Source organism: Nocardia elegans NBRC 108235 (genome assembly GCF_001612845.1).
GTDB lineage: Bacteria > Actinomycetota > Actinomycetes > Mycobacteriales > Mycobacteriaceae > Nocardia > Nocardia nova.
Window position 1 is genome coordinate 121,130 of the sequence record NZ_BDBF01000021.1, and the last position, 15,183, is coordinate 136,312.

Sequence of the window (15,183 nt, forward strand, 5' to 3'; positions counted from 1 at the left end):
TCATGACAGCCCCCACGACATCGCACATCACCCGCGGAGAATCCCGGATGCTGATCGCCGGCGTCCTGACCGATGCCGCCTCGGGCGAGCGCTATGACAATATCGATCCGGCGACCGAGCAGGTCATCGGCGATACCGCCGACGCCGGCCCGGCGGATGTCGATCGTGCGATCGCTGCGGCGCGGACGGCATTCGACGACGGTGTCTGGGCCACCGATCGCGAATTCCGCAAACACTGCCTGCGTCAGCTGCACGAGGCTCTGCAGGACGAGAAGGAAGCCTTCCGCACCGAACTCGTCGCCGAAGCGGGATCGCCGGTGTCGATCACCTATATGGCCCAGCTCGATTGGCCGCTGGCCGACGCGATCGCCTATCCAGCTGAACTCATCGATGATTTCGAGTGGGAGCGAACGCTTCCCGACACCGAGCTGTTCGGCGCGGTCAGTCATCGTCGCGTGGTGAAGGAGCCGATCGGTGTCGTCGCGGCCATCGTGCCGTGGAACTTTCCGATCGAAGTGGCGCTCAACAAGATCGGGCCAGCCCTGGCCACCGGCAATACCGTCGTTCTCAAGCCTGCCCCGGACACCCCGTGGGGCGCGGCCCGCATCGGCCGGCTCGTCGCCGAGCGGACCGACATCCCGGCGGGCGTGTTCAACGTGGTGACGACCTCCGACAACGGTGTCGCCGAGCAGCTACTGGTGGATCCGCGCGTGGATATGGTGTCGTTCACCGGCTCGACCGGCGTCGGCAAACGCATCGTCGAGTTGTCGGCGGCGACGTTGAAACGGACCTTCCTCGAACTCGGCGGCAAGAACGCGATGGTGGTACTCGATGACGCGGATTTCAATGCCGTCATTCCGCAGTCGATGATCGCCTGCATGCACGCCGGTCAGGGATGTGCGCTACCGTCCCGGTTGCTGGTGCCGCGCAGCCGCTACGCCGAAGCGGTCGAGATCGCGACCGCGACATTCCGTGGTATCCCGTACGGCGATCCCACCGATCCAGCCAATTTCTCCGGCCCGCTGGTCAACGCGCGCCAACACGCCCGTGTGCTCGACTACATCCGCAGGGGCGAGTCGGAAGGCGCCAGGATCACCGTCGGGGGCGGTCGCCCCGAGCATCTTTCGCAGGGCTACTACGTGCAGCCCACGGTGTTCGCCGACGTCGACAACATGATGACCATCGCGCGGGAGGAAATCTTCGGCCCGGTCCTCGCCGTGATCCCGTTCGAGGACGACCGTGATGCGATCCGGATCGCCAACGACAGCCCGTATGGGCTGTCCGGCTCGGTGTGGGGCGGCGACCTCGAACGTGCCGACGCGATCGCTCGTGGTATCCGCACCGGCACGCTGATGGTCAACGGCGGAATGTTCTACGGCGCCGATTCACCGTACGGCGGCTACAAGCAGAGCGGTCTGGGCCGCCAGAACGGTCGCGAAGGTTTCGAACAGTACCTCCAGACAAAGGTAGTCGGATTCCGCTGATCCCTCGCGGGGTGTTCCGGAACGAGCAGGAAAGAAAGGACTCCGATCGATGGAGCCGATTCTCGAAGGTGTGAAAGTCGTCGAACTCGCAGCGTGGACATTTGTGCCGTCCGCGGGTGCCGTGCTGGCCGACTGGGGCGCCGACGTCATCAAGATCGAACACCCGGAGACCGGGGACCCGCAGCGCGGACTGGTCAATTCCGGGGTGGTGGCCGGGGCGACCGGGGTCAACCATTTCATCGAGCAGCCCAACCGGGGAAAGCGCAGCGTCGGACTAGACGTCGCCAACCCGGAAGGACTGGATATCCTGTACAAACTCGTCGAACAGGCCGATGTCTTCGCGACGAATCTGTTGCCCGGGTCCCAGCAGCGCCTCGGCGTCGACCTCGACGCGATCCGGGCGCGCAATCCGAAGATCATCTACGCGCGCGGGCACGGTTACGGGCCCAAAGGACCGCAGGCCGATCGCGGCGGATTCGATCTCGCGGCCTATTGGGCGCGCGGTGGCATCGGCGACGCGCTGGCCGCGGGTGATGGCAGCTATCCGCCGATCCAGCGGCCGGCCTTCGGCGATGTCTTCGGAGGTTTCGCCATCGCGGGCGGTGTCGCGGCCGCCCTGTACCGGCGGGAGCGCACCGGGCAGGCCTCGGTTGTGGACGTATCGCTACTGGGAACCGCACTGTGGCAGCTGGGTCCGGATGTGGTGGGGTCCAAGGTGATCGGCTCGAACATCCCGAAATACGACCTCGACGAAATGCCGAACCCGGTAACCAGTATCTATCGCACCCAGGACAATCGGTTCCTGGCGCTGGTGCTGCTGCAGTCGGACCGATTCTGGCCGGATCTGTGTGCGCGCATCGGCCGGGCCGATCTCGTCTCCGACGACCGATTCGCCGACGCTCGCGTTCGTTTCGCCAACCGCCGCGAATGCACCGCAGAACTGCGCCGGACCTTCGAAGCTCAGCCGCTCGAGTATTGGCGCAAGCAGTTGGAGGATTTCGACGGGGTGTGGGATGCCTTCGAATCCGCCCTCGAACTGCACGATGATCCGCAGGTGACGGCCAATGGCTATCTGCCGAAGGTGACCGACGCCAACGGAAACACCTTCGCGCTGGCGGCCAATCCCGTCCAGTTCGACGAGACACCCGCGGCATTGCGCCCGGCACCGGGCCACGGGGAGCACACCGACGACATTCTGCAGGAACTGGGGCTGGACTGGGACCGCATCATCGCCCTGAAGGAGTCGGGGGCCGTCATCTGATCTGGCCGCCTTCGGGCACCGAATCACTGCTGCGACAAGAGAAATGGACAAGACAGTGGGCAAGCTGGAAGACAGGGTCGTCTTCGTCACCGGAGCCGCGCGCGGTCAGGGCCGCTCGCATGCGATTCGGTGCGCGGAGGAAGGCGCCGACATCGTCGGCGTCGATATCTGCGCCGACATCGACCTCGTCCCATACAAACTCGGCACCTCCGAAGACCTCGACGAGACCGTGCGACTGGTCGAGAAGACCGGCCGGTCCATGCTTGCCCACAAGGCCGATATCCGCGATCTGGCGTCGTTGCAGTCCGCATTCGACGCCGGTGTCGAACGGTTCGGTCATATCGACACCGTCTTGGCCAATGCCGGTGTGCTGCTGAGCAATACCGCCGAGGCGGATGCCGCCGAGGCGTTTCGCACCGGTATCGATCTGCTGCTGATCGGGCCCTGGAATACGGTTCGGGTCGCCATGCCCCATCTGATCGAACGGGGCGAGCAGGGGCACCGGGACGGCAATATCGTGGTGACGAGTTCGATGGCGGCCATGCTGGGACTCGGCAACGGACGAGGCGGTGACGACGCCTACGGCATGGCGAAACTCGCCCTGACCGGAATGGTGCGCCAGTATGCGAATTACCTTGCCCAGTACCACATTCGGGTGAACGGTGTCGCGCCGACCAATTGCGCGACACCGATGGTGACGCAGAACCCAGAGCTGCTGAATGTGCTCGGCGCATATCCGAACCTGGCCAATGCCATGCAGACCCTGTTACCGGACCTGCCGATGATCGAGCCGCGCGATGTCAGTGAGGCCATTGTTTTCCTCATCACCGATTCGGGGCGCTCGTTCACCGGAAGCACCCTCAACGTCGATGCGGGAATGGCGAGTCGACGCTAGAACCACGCCGCACGCGGGCGGTCACCGCCATCCGCACATGCGACGAACAGAGTAAGGAGTGCATATGTCGGGGCCGGATCGGCTGATCGTCTGCGCGAGCCACAGTCCGGGAATGATGCGCGACGTGGAACACGTCTACGGCACAGAGTTCCGGGATGGTCTGGCGCGGGTCCGCTCCCTGGTCGAGGAATTCGCACCGGATGTGGTGGTGCTCTTCGGCGGTGACCATCGTCGTGCCTTCCGCAAGGTCGTGCCGTCGTTCGCGGTCGCGCTCAGTGCCGCGATCATGGCCGAGGCGGGCCGGTCGGCTGGAGCATTGCGGGTGCCGCCCGAGCCGGCGCGGGGGCTCGCCGACCATCTGCTCGATGCAGGATTCGATATCACGGTATGCCGCGATATCGAATTGGATCACGCGTTCGCGCAGCCGCTACACGATCTCACCGAGGGCCTGGCCGCCTATCCGGTGATTCCGGTGCCGATCAACTGCGCCACGGCGCCGCTGCCGACGCCGGGGCGCGTACTCGAATTCGGCGCTGCCGTCGGGAGTTTCCTCGACGGTCTCTCCGAGCGGGTGCTGGTGATCGGCACCGGCGGGCTCTCGCACTCCCCGCCGAGCCTGGAGGTCGATACCCACGATATGAGCGATGAGGAACGGGCGCGCATCATCGCCGCGGGCTACGCCGCCGCCGAGAAGAAGATCCGGCCCGAGTGGGACCGCGCCTTCCTCGACGCGCTGACCACCTGGGACGCCACCCGGCTGGCCGAGCTCGCCGCCGTCGCCACCGAACAGGCCGGTGTCGGGGCCAATGAGGTCCGGACCTGGCTGGCCGCGGGCGCGGCCGGTGGCGGGAAGCCGTTCGAATGCGTCTCCTACGAACCGGTGGAGAAATGGATCACCGGGATGGGGCTCGCGATCTCGCGACGATGAATCCGGCATCCGCCGGAACAAGGAGGGTGACGATGGCTGAATTCGACCGAGACGAGGTCGAGGCGGCATTCCGCAACTATGTGATGACCGGATTGGTCTACGAGGATTGGCAGGCGTGGGCGAATCTGTTCACCGACGACGCCGTCTACACCGATCACTATTACGGCCGGTTCACCGGGCCCGGTGAAATCGTGCGATTCCTGGAGGGGACGATGGGTGCCGCCCCGCAGGTGTACAGCCCGCTGAAGTGGTATCTGATCGACGGCGGCCAGGTGGTGTACGAGATCGTCAATCGCGCCGACAATCCGGAACCTGGCGCGGAGCCGATCGACTTCCCGTCGCTACAGATCATCGAATACGCCGGCGGCGGCCGGTGGCACTCGGAGGAAGATATCTGGGTCACCGCCGAGATGGCCGATTTCGCCGCGCGATATCAGCGGGCACTCGAGGCGCATCCGCAAACCCCGCAGCAGCGTTTGAGCCGCCGGGACTGGGGGCCATGGGTCTCGTGGGCGCGTCCCGAACCCGGTCACGTCGCCGAACCGTCGTGGGTGACCCGCGAGGGTTTCGTTCCCTTCTCCGGCATCGCCGATATCGATTTCGGCGTGCGGAGCCATTGAATTGCAGCGCCATTCGAATTGCGGCGCTGACGAATTGGGGGCCGTCGAGATGAGGCCGCGACCCTGTGGAGGAATTGACCGATGACACGGCTGCGCGGTGAAATCGATGCCGCTTTCCGGCATTTCTACTCGACCGGCCCGATACACGGGGATTGGGCGAGCTGGGCCGACTCGTTCACCGCCGATGCGAAATACCACGATCCGCACCGAGGCGCCGCCGTGGGCCCCGAGGCGATCCGCGAATTGGTCGGGTGGAGTCTGGTCGGCTCGATTCCGGTCTATTCACCGCTGGTCTGGTACGCCGCCGACGGGAACCGTGTCGCCTTCCGCAGCGTGCATCGCGCGGACCGCCCGGATGGGGGCGGTATCGCCGCGGAATTCACCTCGACGACGATCCTCACCTACGCCGGGGGCGGCCGCTGGTCGGACATGGACTGCTGGTGGCTGCTGCCGGAGAGAAAGAAGTTCGTCCGCGAATACCTGCGGGCCCGTGAGCAGCCCGGGCCGGTGCCCGATCCGGCCGTTCCGCGCGATTGGGGTCCTTGGGTCGACTGGGCCCGGCCCGGCCCCGACACCCGTCGCTGAGGTTTCGCGGCAGACGGAAAACGCTGGGCGCCTGGACGAAATGTCCGGGTACCCAGCGTTTCCGTGTCGGTGAGAGGTCTGGGCCGACGGGTCAGCGAGATCAGCGTCCCTTCCACACCGGCTTGCGCTTCTCGGCGAAGGCACGCGGGCCCTCCTGCGCGTCCTCGGAGTAGGCGACTGCGGTCAACTCCGCGGTGGTGGCGGCCCAGCCGCGATCCTCGCCGGGGCGCTCGCCGCCGCTGCTCTGCCCGAGGGCGATGCGCTTGGTGGCCTGAACCGCCAGCGGTGCGTTGTCCGCGATCCGGTGGGCCAGATCCAGCGCCTGCTCGAGCACCTGTCCCGCGGGGACCACGCGGTTGACCAGATGCAATTCCAGGGCCCGCTCGGCACTGATCGCATCGCCGGTGAGCAGCAGCTCCAACGCCACCACCTGCGGCAGCCGGGTGGGCAGCCGGAACGCGCCACCGGCACCGGCGATCAGCCCGCGGGTCACCTCGGGCAGGCCGAAGCTCGCGGTGTCGGCGGCGATCGCCAGATCGCTGGCGAGCACCAATTCGGTGCCGCCACCGAGGGCGGCACCGTTGACCGCGGCGATGGTGGGCTTGCTGATCGGATGCGAGACGTAACCGGCCAGTCCCCAGTGCTCGCGCCCCTCCGGAATCACCGCCTCCCCGCGCGAGATGGCCTTCAGATCGGCGCCGGCGCAGAACGCCTTGTCGCCGGCGCCGGTGAGCACGACCGCGCGGATCTCCGGGTCGCGGTCGGCCGCTTCCAGCGCGTCGCCGATCCGGACGCACATCTCGGCATTGAGGGCATTGCGGGCCTGTGGGCGATTGAGCGTGATGAGCAGGACATGGCCGTGTCGTTCGATGATAACGGTCGGCGCCGCGACCTCGGTCTGGCTATTGGTCACCTGGGTCCCTATCTATTCCGGTCCGCCGTGCGGCGGATTCATTTCCATACTGCTGCGATATCCACCGGCCACCGCGGCGGTGGTGCGGGGACGGGCGGGGGCGTGCGGGAGAACACCGGCGCGGGTGCCGGTTGCACCGCGCCGTCGATGTCGACGAATACGCCGCGTGCGCGCATATGCTCGTCGTCCTGGGCTTCGGTCATCGTCAGCACCGGTGTCACACACGCGTCGGTGCCGTCGAACACGTTCGCCCAGTCGTTGCGGGAGCGGGTCGCGAACTTCTCGGCGAAGACCTTGCGCATCTTCGCCCAGCCTTCCGGATCGCGTTGCGGGCCGAGGGTTTCCGGCTCCAGATCGAGGATTCGCAGCAGTTCGGCATAGAACTTCGGCTCCAGCGCCGCCACCGCGACATAGCGGCCGTCGCTGCATTCATAGGTGTCGTAGAACGGCGCGGAACCGTCGAAGATGTTGGTGCCGCGCTCATCGGACCAGCGTCCGGAGGCGTGCATCGACCACAGCAGATGACCCAGCGCCGGGGCCCCGTTGACCATCGCGGCGTCGACGACCTGGCCCCGGCCGGAGCGCTGCCGCTCGACCAGTGCCGCCAGCACGCCGACGACCAGCGACATTGAGCCGCCGCCGAAATCGCCGAACAGGTTCAGCGGCGGAACCGGTCGCTGATCGGCACGACCCACGGCGTGCAGCAGTCCGGTGATCGAGATGTAGTTGAGATCATGGCCGGCCTGCTGGGCGCGTGGACCGGTTTGTCCCCAGCCCGTGACGCGGCCGTAGATCAGCCGCGGGTTGCGCTCGAGTGCCACCCGCGGCCCGATGCCGAGGCGTTCGGTGACCCCGGGCCGGAAACCCTCGAGCAGCACGTCGGCTCGTTCGACGAGGGTGAGGATCTGCTCACGGTCGGCCGGGTGCTTGAGGTCTGCCTCGACCAGGATGCGCCCGCGCTGCTGAGCGGGCCGGTGACCGGTCGCGCCGGGGTTTCGGCGGTCGATCAGCACGACGTCGGCGCCCAAATCGGCCAGTGTCATCGCGGCGTGCGGTGCGGGACCGATGGCGGCGAGTTCGACCACTCGCACACCGGCCAAGGGACCCGCACCGCCTGCCTGTACCACGTCAGTCACTGGCGGGCAGGGGTTTCGCGGTCTTGACCGTCAGCGCGGTGTCGCCCAGGCCCAGCGAGCCCTCGCCCGGCTTGGTCACCAGCACCTCGATGGTGCCCTCGGCATCCACGTAGCGCTTGCCGATGAGGGTGCCGCCGGAGAATTCCGCGGCCGGGCTCGCCCCCGATTCCCGAGGCCGGTCCAGATCGACCATCGGCGCTCCGCCGCAACGCAATTCCGCGGCGTTGTCAGCGGCGCGCACCACGATCACCTCCGTGCTGCAGACCTGACTCCGTAACCGGGTTCCGGACTTCACCATTGCTACTCCTTTCCGGGATGCGGATCAGCGGACCGAATCGGCGGCCGCGTCCGCGAGATAATCGGCGGCGATGTCCTTGCGCAGGATCTTTCCGGTCGGGGTGGCCGGTAGCTCGCTGCGGAAGACGAGGTGGTCGGGCGTGCGTGAAGAACGCAGCCGCGAGCGCACGAACTCGAACAGTTGCTCGGGTTGAGGCAGCTCATCGCCTTCGGGGACCACGGCGGCGAGAATTGCCTGGCCCCAATGTTCATCGGGAATTCCGACCACCGCGACCGAGTGCACGGCAGGGTGGTCGATGAGGACGTCCTCGATTTCGGCGGGGGCGATGTTCTCGCCGCCGCGAATGATCGTGTCGTCGTTGCGGCCGACGATGTACAAGAAGCCCTCGCTGTCCTGATAGGCCAGATCGTGGGTGGGAAACCAGCCTTCCGCGTCGAGCACCGAGCCCGTGCCCATGTACTCGCCGGACACCTGCGGCCCGCGAACCCACAGTTCGCCCTGTTCGCCGGGAGCGACCGCGTTGCCGTCGGCGTCGCGAATGAGTATCTCGATATCGGGCACCGGACGCCCGATCGAGCCGAGCCGGGCCCGCACGGCGGGATCGTCGCTGTTCATCGCGGCGCGGTGGTCCTCGGGGCCGAGCAGTGCGATGGTCGAGCTGGTTTCGGTGAGACCGTAGGCGTTGACGAATCCGGTGCGCGGGAATGCTCGCAGCGCCGCCTCCAGTGTCGGGCGCGGCATGCGCGCGCCGCCGTAGGACAGCGATCGCAGCGCCGGGGCGTCGGCGACCGCCCCGCCCACGACGGACACGATCCGGTCGAGCATGGTGGGCACCACCATGGCCGAGGAGACGGCCTCCTCGCGGACCAGGCGCAACCATTCCCGCGCGTCGAAATCGGGCAGGTACACGATGCGGCGGCCCGCGTAGAAGTTCGTCAGGATCGTTCCGATCCCCGCGATGTGGTACGGCGGCACGCTCACCAACGTGGCATCCGCCGGATCCGCCGAACCGAATTCGACGGTGCCCATGACATAGCTGAGCAGATTGCTGTGGCGCAGCAGGACCGCCTTGGGCTCCGAGGTGGTCCCGCTGGTGAACAGGATGACCGCCGGACTCTCGGGATCGACGTCGGCGATCGGCAGCGCACCGGTCGCCGCGCGCGCGAAGAATGCGTCCGTGGTCTCGACCGTGGCACCGGCGTGGGCGACCGATTCGGCGTAGCGCGGAGCGGCGACGACGAGTGCGTTGCCGACCCGCTCGATGAGCCGGACGAGCCGGCCGGCCTCGAGCCGATAGTTCACCGGGACGAACGGGATCCCGGCGTGGGCGGCGCCCCACAGCAATGCGGGCAGTTCGACACCCGAACCGCCCAGATAGACGATGTGGTCGGCGCCGGATCGTCGCAATGCGGAGCCGACGCTCTGGACCAGATCGCTGAACTGCTGGTAGGTCAGCGACCGGTCACCCGCGGTGAGGGCGACGCGGTCCGGATTCGCGGCAACCGCCATGTCGAGGAGGAGGGAGATCGTCATCGTGTGTTCCGATCGGCATAGTTCGGTGCGGCCTCGTCCGCGCGGGCCGACCGGGTGAACCGGTGCCGGGGCCGGCGCTTTCCGGCACGACCAGATGATGTGTTAGTGGGGTCTGTGTCACACCACAGTAAGCGATGATCTGACAGCTTGTCTATATTGAGCGGACACTGTGGCTTCCAGTCGAAATCACCTGCTACTGCGCACAGTAGGCTGGCGTCCGTTCATTCTTGCCAGGCCGATAGGGCATTCTATAGTGTCGATCTGACAATCTATGTCATTTTCGAGTGTCATCGCGGAGGCCTCGGCCACCAAGCGCTCGCGCGAATGAGCAGGGAGAATTCGATGGGCGAATTGCCGCTGGAAGGCGTGGTCGTCGTCAGCCTGGAACAAGCGGTCGCGGCCCCGTACGCCACCCGGCAGCTGGCCGACCTCGGGGCCAGGGTGATCAAGATCGAACGACCGGGTGCGGGGGATTTCGCCAGGGGATACGACACCACGGTGCTCGGCCAGTCCAGCTACTTCGCCTGGCTCAACCGGTCCAAGGAATCGGTGACGCTCGATCTGAAATCCGAGAACGGCCGGGAGGTGCTGCACCGGTTGCTCGCTGGTGCCGACGTCTTCGTACAGAATCTCGGGCCGGGGGCAGTGGCCCGGATGGGCCTGGGCGTCGACCGGCTGGCGCAGCGGTATCCCACTGTCATTCCGTGCGGAATCTCCGGATATGGCGGTGACGGGCCCTGGCAGTCGCGCAAGGCCTACGATCTGCTGGTCCAAGCGGAGGCGGGCCTGCTGTCGGTGACTGGTTCGGACGCCGACATCGCGAAGGCCGGCATCTCGGTGGCCGATATCGCCGCCGGAACCTTCGCGTTCTCCGGCATCCTGACCGCCCTGTACACCCGGGCCATGACCGGGCGGGTGCGGGCGGTGTCGGTATCGCTGTTCGAAGCGCTCGTCGAATGGATGGGCTCGCCGCTCTACTACGCCCGCTACGGCGGTTCGGCCCCGGTGCGGACCGGGGCCCGGCACGCGACCATCGCGCCCTACGGCCCGTTCACCGCCGGTGACGGCGGGACGGTCCTGCTGGCGGTGCAGAACGATCGGGAATGGCAGCGACTGTGCGCCGAGGTGCTCGAGCGGCCGGAGCTGATCACCGATCCGCGATTCGCGACCAATCCCGGCCGGGTGACCCATCGCGATGAACTCGAGTCGATCATCGCCGCCGTGACGAACAGCCTCACCACCCAGGCGCTGCTAGCGCGCCTGGAATCGGCGGCCATCGCGACCGCCCGGATCAACGATATGAATCAGGTATGGGAGCATCCGGTTCTGGCAGCGCGTGATCGCTGGCGCCAGGTGGATACTCCCGGCGGTGATATCCGAGCGCTGCTGCCGCCCGCGGCGCTCGACGGCGTGGAACCCCGGATGGATCCCGTCCCGGCCGTCGGCGCCCATACAGAGGCGATCCTGGACGAACTGGGTTTCTCCGCGGCCGAGATTCAGCGGTTCCGCTCCGCCGGCACCATTTGAGCGCCGGGGCTGCATCGAGGTCAGTTTCGGGCGCGCGAGAAGAATCCACGCTCGATCACCGCGGACATCAGATCCACGATCTGCTCGGGGGCGAGAGGAATCTCGATCTCTTGTGACGCGCGTGCCAGCCGCTCCATGATGGCGCGGAAGATCAGCACCGAGGCGATGGGATCGAACGGAATATCGGGCCGATCGACGGTGCTGAGGAAATCCACGATCGCGGAGTCGGTCATCGCTTCGCCGTAGGCGCCCAGATCGGCGACCAGTGACCGTTCGGTCCCGCGTTCGGTCCAGACATCGATGACCCCGCCGAACTCCGCCTCGAACTCCACGAATCTCGACAGCCAGCCGCGGAACGCGGCCGGGTCGGCAGCCGGCGGGCGTAGATGACGCAGTTCGTCGCCCAGGGTGATCGCCGTGGCACCCGCCTCGGCGCTGACCGTGAGCAACAGGTCCTGCTTTTCGTTGAAGTATTTGTAGAAGGTGCCGCGGGCGTAGCCGGCCGCGGCGACGATATCGTCCACATTGGCGCGGTGGTACCCACGAGCTGCGAACTGCGCCGCACCCGCGGCTACGAGCCGCTCGACGGTGCGCCGGGCGCGCGTGCTGAGATCACGCGTGCGTTCCTCGATCGTTATTCCTCGTGCCGACGGTATCGGCGGGATAGTGATGACCTGCGCCGAGTCGACGCGCAGCGGCAAGGTATCGAAGACGTTCGCGGGTGTATCCGGGAAGAACACCAGCTGCAGGAAGACCGACAGGGCATCGACCACCGATTCGATGCTGCGGCCGTGGGCGCGGTCGGTGTGCAGGTAGAGATTCACCCGGTGCACGACCGCCATCATCGCCATCGCGGCGAATTCCGGGTCGAGCCCGTCGAGTTCCGCATCGGCCAAGCGATTCGCCAGCTGATGTTGGTACTTGCCGACGAAACGGTCGATCTCCGGCTGCACCACGCTTTCGGTGGCGGCTACATTGGCCCACTGCACGAACATCGTCGAATAGCGTTCGAAGACCCAGCTCCACTCGCCGAGCCACCAGTTCAGATTGTCGAAACCCGTCGGGGTGGGCCCGAGCGGGCCGATGCGGCGGGTCACACGCAACAGGGCGCTACCACACTCGTCCATCAGCTCGAGAAAGATCTCGTCCTTGCCCGGGAAATACTGGTACAGAGTGGCTCGCGAGACCCCGGCCGCCTTGGCGATCGCATCCACGGAGGTGTTGAAGAAGCCGAGTTCACCGAACAGCACAAGCGAGACGTCGACGATCTTTCGCCGCGTGGTGGTACCCCGGGTGCCGATCTCGGGGCTCGACGGGCCGTAGCTCGCCCGGCGAAGGATTCGGTTCTCTGACATCAACGGCTACTTTAGTCGATCTCGCGCGTGTGCTTCATGTGCTGGCTACCACTGTGTCGTGGCCGTTGTCGAGCAGGAACTGCGCGGTTCCGGCGAGGGCGGTGCCGCCCGTCTGACGTTGACATGCAAGTTCGACCGTTACTCTCTGGCCGCCGTCGACCGGCTCGATCGCGGTCACCGTTCCGGTGCAGGTGAGGACGTCGCCGGGCCACACCTGCTCCCGGAAGCGCACGCCGAATCGCCGCAGGTTGTGCGCACCCAGCCAATCGGTGGCGAATGTCGCCAGCAGCGCCGCCTGATGCATGCCCTGGGAGAAGACCGAGGGGTATCCGGCTGCGATCGCCATGGTGTCGTCGTAGTGCATGGGATTCAGGTCGCCGGAGGCACCGGAATAGCGCACGAACATCTGCCGGGTCAGCGGGCCGAATGTGCGCGGACGGGCCGTGGTTCCGATCTCGAATGCGGCGGCCGGGGTGGTCGTCATGCGGACTTCTCCTTCTTCTCCCTGGGTGCTGTTTCGATGAATGTGGCTCGTGCCTCGGCCACCAATTCCCCGTCGCCGGTGCGGAATTCGGTGGCCACCACGGCGAATCGCATGACACCGCCGCGTTTTCCCGGTTTCTCGAATCGATCGACCACCTTTTCGCGCGCGGTCAGGTGATCTCCGGCCCGGGGCAGCGGCCCGTGGAAGATGTATTCCTGTTCTCCGTGCAGCAGGCGGGCGCGGTCGAATCCGACGTCGACGCGGGCACCGGGGGGCGCCCACTGACCGGCGGTGATCAGGAAGGTGGGCGGGACGATCGCGTCCGGGCCCGCGTAGGCGGAGTTCTCCGATTGCATTGCGCGAGCGAATTCGCGGATCTTTCCGCGCTCCACGATCACATCCCACGGCGTGCCTACGGTGCCGACCGGGGCAGGTTCGTTCATCGGGTGATACTCCTTCGTTCGATTCGTTCGCCGAGGTAGCGCCGTACCAGCTCCAGCGCGGCGGCGGGATAGGAACGCGCGACCTTCGGGTCGAGACCGTCTCGGACCAGCAGGACCGAGAGCCGGTTGGTGATCAGCGTCAACACGACTGCGGCCAGCAGCGTGTAGTAGCCGATATCGCCGGTCCGGCGGCCACCGAGTTGTTCGTAGCGGAGCACGATATCCGGATCGTCGGGCACGCCTTCGGGTCGTCGCAGGCCGATGCTTTCGCACAGAAACCGTTCGAACATCAGCCACCAGCCCAGATCGATGTCGGGCGGTCCGGTGGTGGCGCCCTCCCAGTCGAACAGGGCGGCGACCGACAGATCCGCTGCGAAGGCCATATTCCCCACCCGAGCATCACCCCAGACGATGCCCTCGGCGTCGGTGTCGGGGATGTCGGTGGTCAACTCGGCGACCGCCGCGGCCAGCATCTCGGGGTCGACCACCAGCTCCTCGCGGGCGCTGAGGTACCAGCGGTGCACCTGATCGACGTAGCGAGCCAGGGCAGTGCCGGGCCCGGGTGTGGCCAGCGCGTCGACCGTGGCACGGTCGGCAATTCCGTGGAGTGCGACCAGTGCGCGTAACCCGTTGTCGTACAGCAGTGTTCGTTGGTCCGGGGTAAGGCCGGCGGTCCATCCCGCCTTATGCCAGCTCGGCACGTCCGACGGGACGCGCCCGTCGACGCGGTCCATGACGTAGAAAGGTGTGCCGAGTACGTCGGGATCGGGCTCCTGGGCGGTGATGACCGGCATCGGCGCATACCGGGCCAGCGCACGCATCACCTCGGCCTGCCGGATGGCATCGGGGGCCATGAACAGCTGATGATCGGGGGCCTGCATGCGCAGTACCAGAGCGCGGCGTACGCGCCGGCCGCCCGCTTCGGTCCATGCGGCGGTGAAGAAGACGGTCTTGCCGGAGTATCCGGCGCCCGGGGCGGAGAACTCCGACAGTTCCAAGCCGGTGTGACCTGGCGGTGCCAGACGGGTACGCGCCCACGCCGTCAACGCGCCGCGGGACTTGTCGTCGAGGTGTCCTCGCTCGGCGGTGTAACTCACTGAAACTCGCTCTCTGTCGCACGGCCCCGGCCGCCAACTTCGACCGCGTCGGCCCAAAACTGACCATTACTGTCAGAATATGGGTATGAGTGAACAAAAATCCAGTGCTGCCGAGCGGGCAGGCAGGCTCGGCGCCTATGTCGTGCCGGGCCGTGTCACCGATCCCCGGCCCGCGCTGACCCAGGCGACCGAGGCCGAACGCCTCGGACTGGGCACGGTCTGGCTCAGCGAACGCTGGGGCGCCAAGGACTTCGGAGTGCTGTTCGGTGCGATTAGTCAGGTCACCAGCGTTATCGACATCGCCGCCGGCGTGACGCATCTGAACTCGCGGCATCCGGCGTTGCTGGCGTCGATGGCGATGACCGCGCAGGCGCTGTCGGACGGTCGCCTCGTGCTGGGTGTCGGGCGCTCGGTGGCCGCGATGTGGCAGTCGGTGGGACTGCCGGTGCCGACCAATCGCTCACTGACCGATTCCGCCGACATCTTCCGGCGGCTGTGTCGGGGCGAAAAGGTCCGCTACCAGGGGCCCGCTGGCAATTTCCCGGCGCTGCGCCTGACCGACGTGCCCGACCAGCCGGTGCCCCCGCTGTTGCTCGCCGCCATCGGGCCGCGCGGGCTCGAGCT

At 66.7% G+C, this 15,183-nt stretch carries 16 protein-coding genes; 8 read left to right on the forward strand and 8 right to left on the reverse strand.

The features are described from left to right. The first annotated feature begins 2 nt into the window (after window positions 1-2). The 6 genes from NE2_RS16845 (at window position 3) to NE2_RS16870 (ending at window position 5,773) form a co-directional block, all read left to right on the forward strand. A complete protein-coding gene (locus NE2_RS16845; protein WP_063027229.1) occupies window positions 3-1,484 on the forward strand; it encodes an aldehyde dehydrogenase family protein in 1,482 nt (493 codons plus the stop codon). A gap of 49 nt (window positions 1,485-1,533) precedes the next feature. Beyond that, the gene (locus NE2_RS16850; protein WP_063027231.1) at window positions 1,534-2,745 is read left to right on the forward strand and encodes a CaiB/BaiF CoA transferase family protein; all 1,212 of its coding nucleotides are present in this window, start codon (window positions 1,534-1,536) and stop codon (window positions 2,743-2,745) included. Window positions 2,746-2,800: 55 nt separating this feature from the next. After that, the gene (locus tag NE2_RS16855; RefSeq protein WP_063027289.1) at window positions 2,801-3,640 is read left to right on the forward strand and encodes a mycofactocin-coupled SDR family oxidoreductase; all 840 of its coding nucleotides are present in this window, start codon (window positions 2,801-2,803) and stop codon (window positions 3,638-3,640) included. Between the two features lie 64 nt (window positions 3,641-3,704). After that, window positions 3,705-4,568, forward strand: coding sequence for a 3-carboxyethylcatechol 2,3-dioxygenase (locus NE2_RS16860; RefSeq protein ID WP_174553950.1), 864 nt, complete (start codon window positions 3,705-3,707; stop codon window positions 4,566-4,568). A gap of 32 nt (window positions 4,569-4,600) precedes the next feature. Continuing rightward, window positions 4,601-5,188, forward strand: coding sequence for a nuclear transport factor 2 family protein (locus tag NE2_RS16865; RefSeq protein WP_063027233.1), 588 nt, complete (start codon window positions 4,601-4,603; stop codon window positions 5,186-5,188). Window positions 5,189-5,269: 81 nt separating this feature from the next. Then, window positions 5,270-5,773 carry a nuclear transport factor 2 family protein gene (locus NE2_RS16870; protein WP_063027235.1) on the forward strand — a complete coding sequence of 168 codons (504 nt, stop codon included), beginning with the start codon at window positions 5,270-5,272 and terminating at the stop codon, window positions 5,771-5,773. A gap of 100 nt (window positions 5,774-5,873) precedes the next feature. On the opposite strand, the gene NE2_RS16875 is transcribed toward NE2_RS16870, so the two are convergent. From NE2_RS16875 to NE2_RS16890, 4 genes are read right to left on the reverse strand one after another with little or no spacing between them, the layout of a single operon-like run. Beyond that, window positions 5,874-6,686: a crotonase/enoyl-CoA hydratase family protein gene (locus NE2_RS16875; RefSeq protein ID WP_063027237.1), complete on the reverse strand. Its 813-nt coding sequence runs from the start codon at window positions 6,684-6,686 to the stop codon at window positions 5,874-5,876. A 38-nt stretch (window positions 6,687-6,724) separates the two neighbouring features. Beyond that, window positions 6,725-7,822 (reverse strand): CaiB/BaiF CoA transferase family protein, encoded by a 1,098-nt coding sequence (locus NE2_RS16880; protein WP_281262704.1) that lies wholly within the window; start codon window positions 7,820-7,822, stop codon window positions 6,725-6,727. Continuing rightward, a complete protein-coding gene (locus NE2_RS16885; protein ID WP_063027241.1) occupies window positions 7,815-8,120 on the reverse strand; it encodes a hypothetical protein in 306 nt (101 codons plus the stop codon). The genes NE2_RS16880 and NE2_RS16885 overlap by 8 nt, the downstream gene beginning before the upstream one ends. Before the next feature lie 24 nt (window positions 8,121-8,144). Beyond that, window positions 8,145-9,653: a class I adenylate-forming enzyme family protein gene (locus NE2_RS16890; protein ID WP_063027243.1), complete on the reverse strand. Its 1,509-nt coding sequence runs from the start codon at window positions 9,651-9,653 to the stop codon at window positions 8,145-8,147. 342 nt (window positions 9,654-9,995) lie between these two features. Between NE2_RS16890 and NE2_RS16895 the strand changes: the two genes are divergently transcribed. Then, window positions 9,996-11,180 (forward strand): CaiB/BaiF CoA transferase family protein, encoded by a 1,185-nt coding sequence (locus NE2_RS16895; RefSeq protein WP_063027293.1) that lies wholly within the window; start codon window positions 9,996-9,998, stop codon window positions 11,178-11,180. A gap of 20 nt (window positions 11,181-11,200) precedes the next feature. Here NE2_RS16895 and NE2_RS16900 read toward each other — a convergent pair whose 3' ends face one another. The 4 genes from NE2_RS16900 to NE2_RS16915 are packed head-to-tail and all read right to left on the reverse strand — an operon-like array spanning window position 11,201 to window position 14,559. Beyond that, window positions 11,201-12,535, reverse strand: a complete 1,335-nt coding sequence (locus tag NE2_RS16900; protein ID WP_063027245.1) for a TetR/AcrR family transcriptional regulator — start codon at window positions 12,533-12,535, stop codon at window positions 11,201-11,203. 34 nt (window positions 12,536-12,569) lie between these two features. Beyond that, window positions 12,570-13,019 (reverse strand): MaoC/PaaZ C-terminal domain-containing protein, encoded by a 450-nt coding sequence (locus tag NE2_RS16905; RefSeq protein WP_063027247.1) that lies wholly within the window; start codon window positions 13,017-13,019, stop codon window positions 12,570-12,572. Further along, the gene (locus NE2_RS16910) at window positions 13,016-13,462 is read right to left on the reverse strand and encodes an FAS1-like dehydratase domain-containing protein (RefSeq protein WP_063027249.1); all 447 of its coding nucleotides are present in this window, start codon (window positions 13,460-13,462) and stop codon (window positions 13,016-13,018) included. Before NE2_RS16910 ends, NE2_RS16905 begins: the two co-directional genes overlap by 4 nt. Next, window positions 13,459-14,559 (reverse strand): phosphotransferase family protein, encoded by a 1,101-nt coding sequence (locus NE2_RS16915; protein ID WP_063027251.1) that lies wholly within the window; start codon window positions 14,557-14,559, stop codon window positions 13,459-13,461. The genes NE2_RS16910 and NE2_RS16915 overlap by 4 nt, the downstream gene beginning before the upstream one ends. An 85-nt stretch (window positions 14,560-14,644) precedes the next feature. On the opposite strand from NE2_RS16915, the gene NE2_RS16920 reads away from it, so the two are divergent. Further along, window positions 14,645-15,183 (forward strand): TIGR03857 family LLM class F420-dependent oxidoreductase (locus NE2_RS16920; RefSeq protein WP_084494096.1); only part of this gene is annotated, 539 nt, incomplete at its 3' end.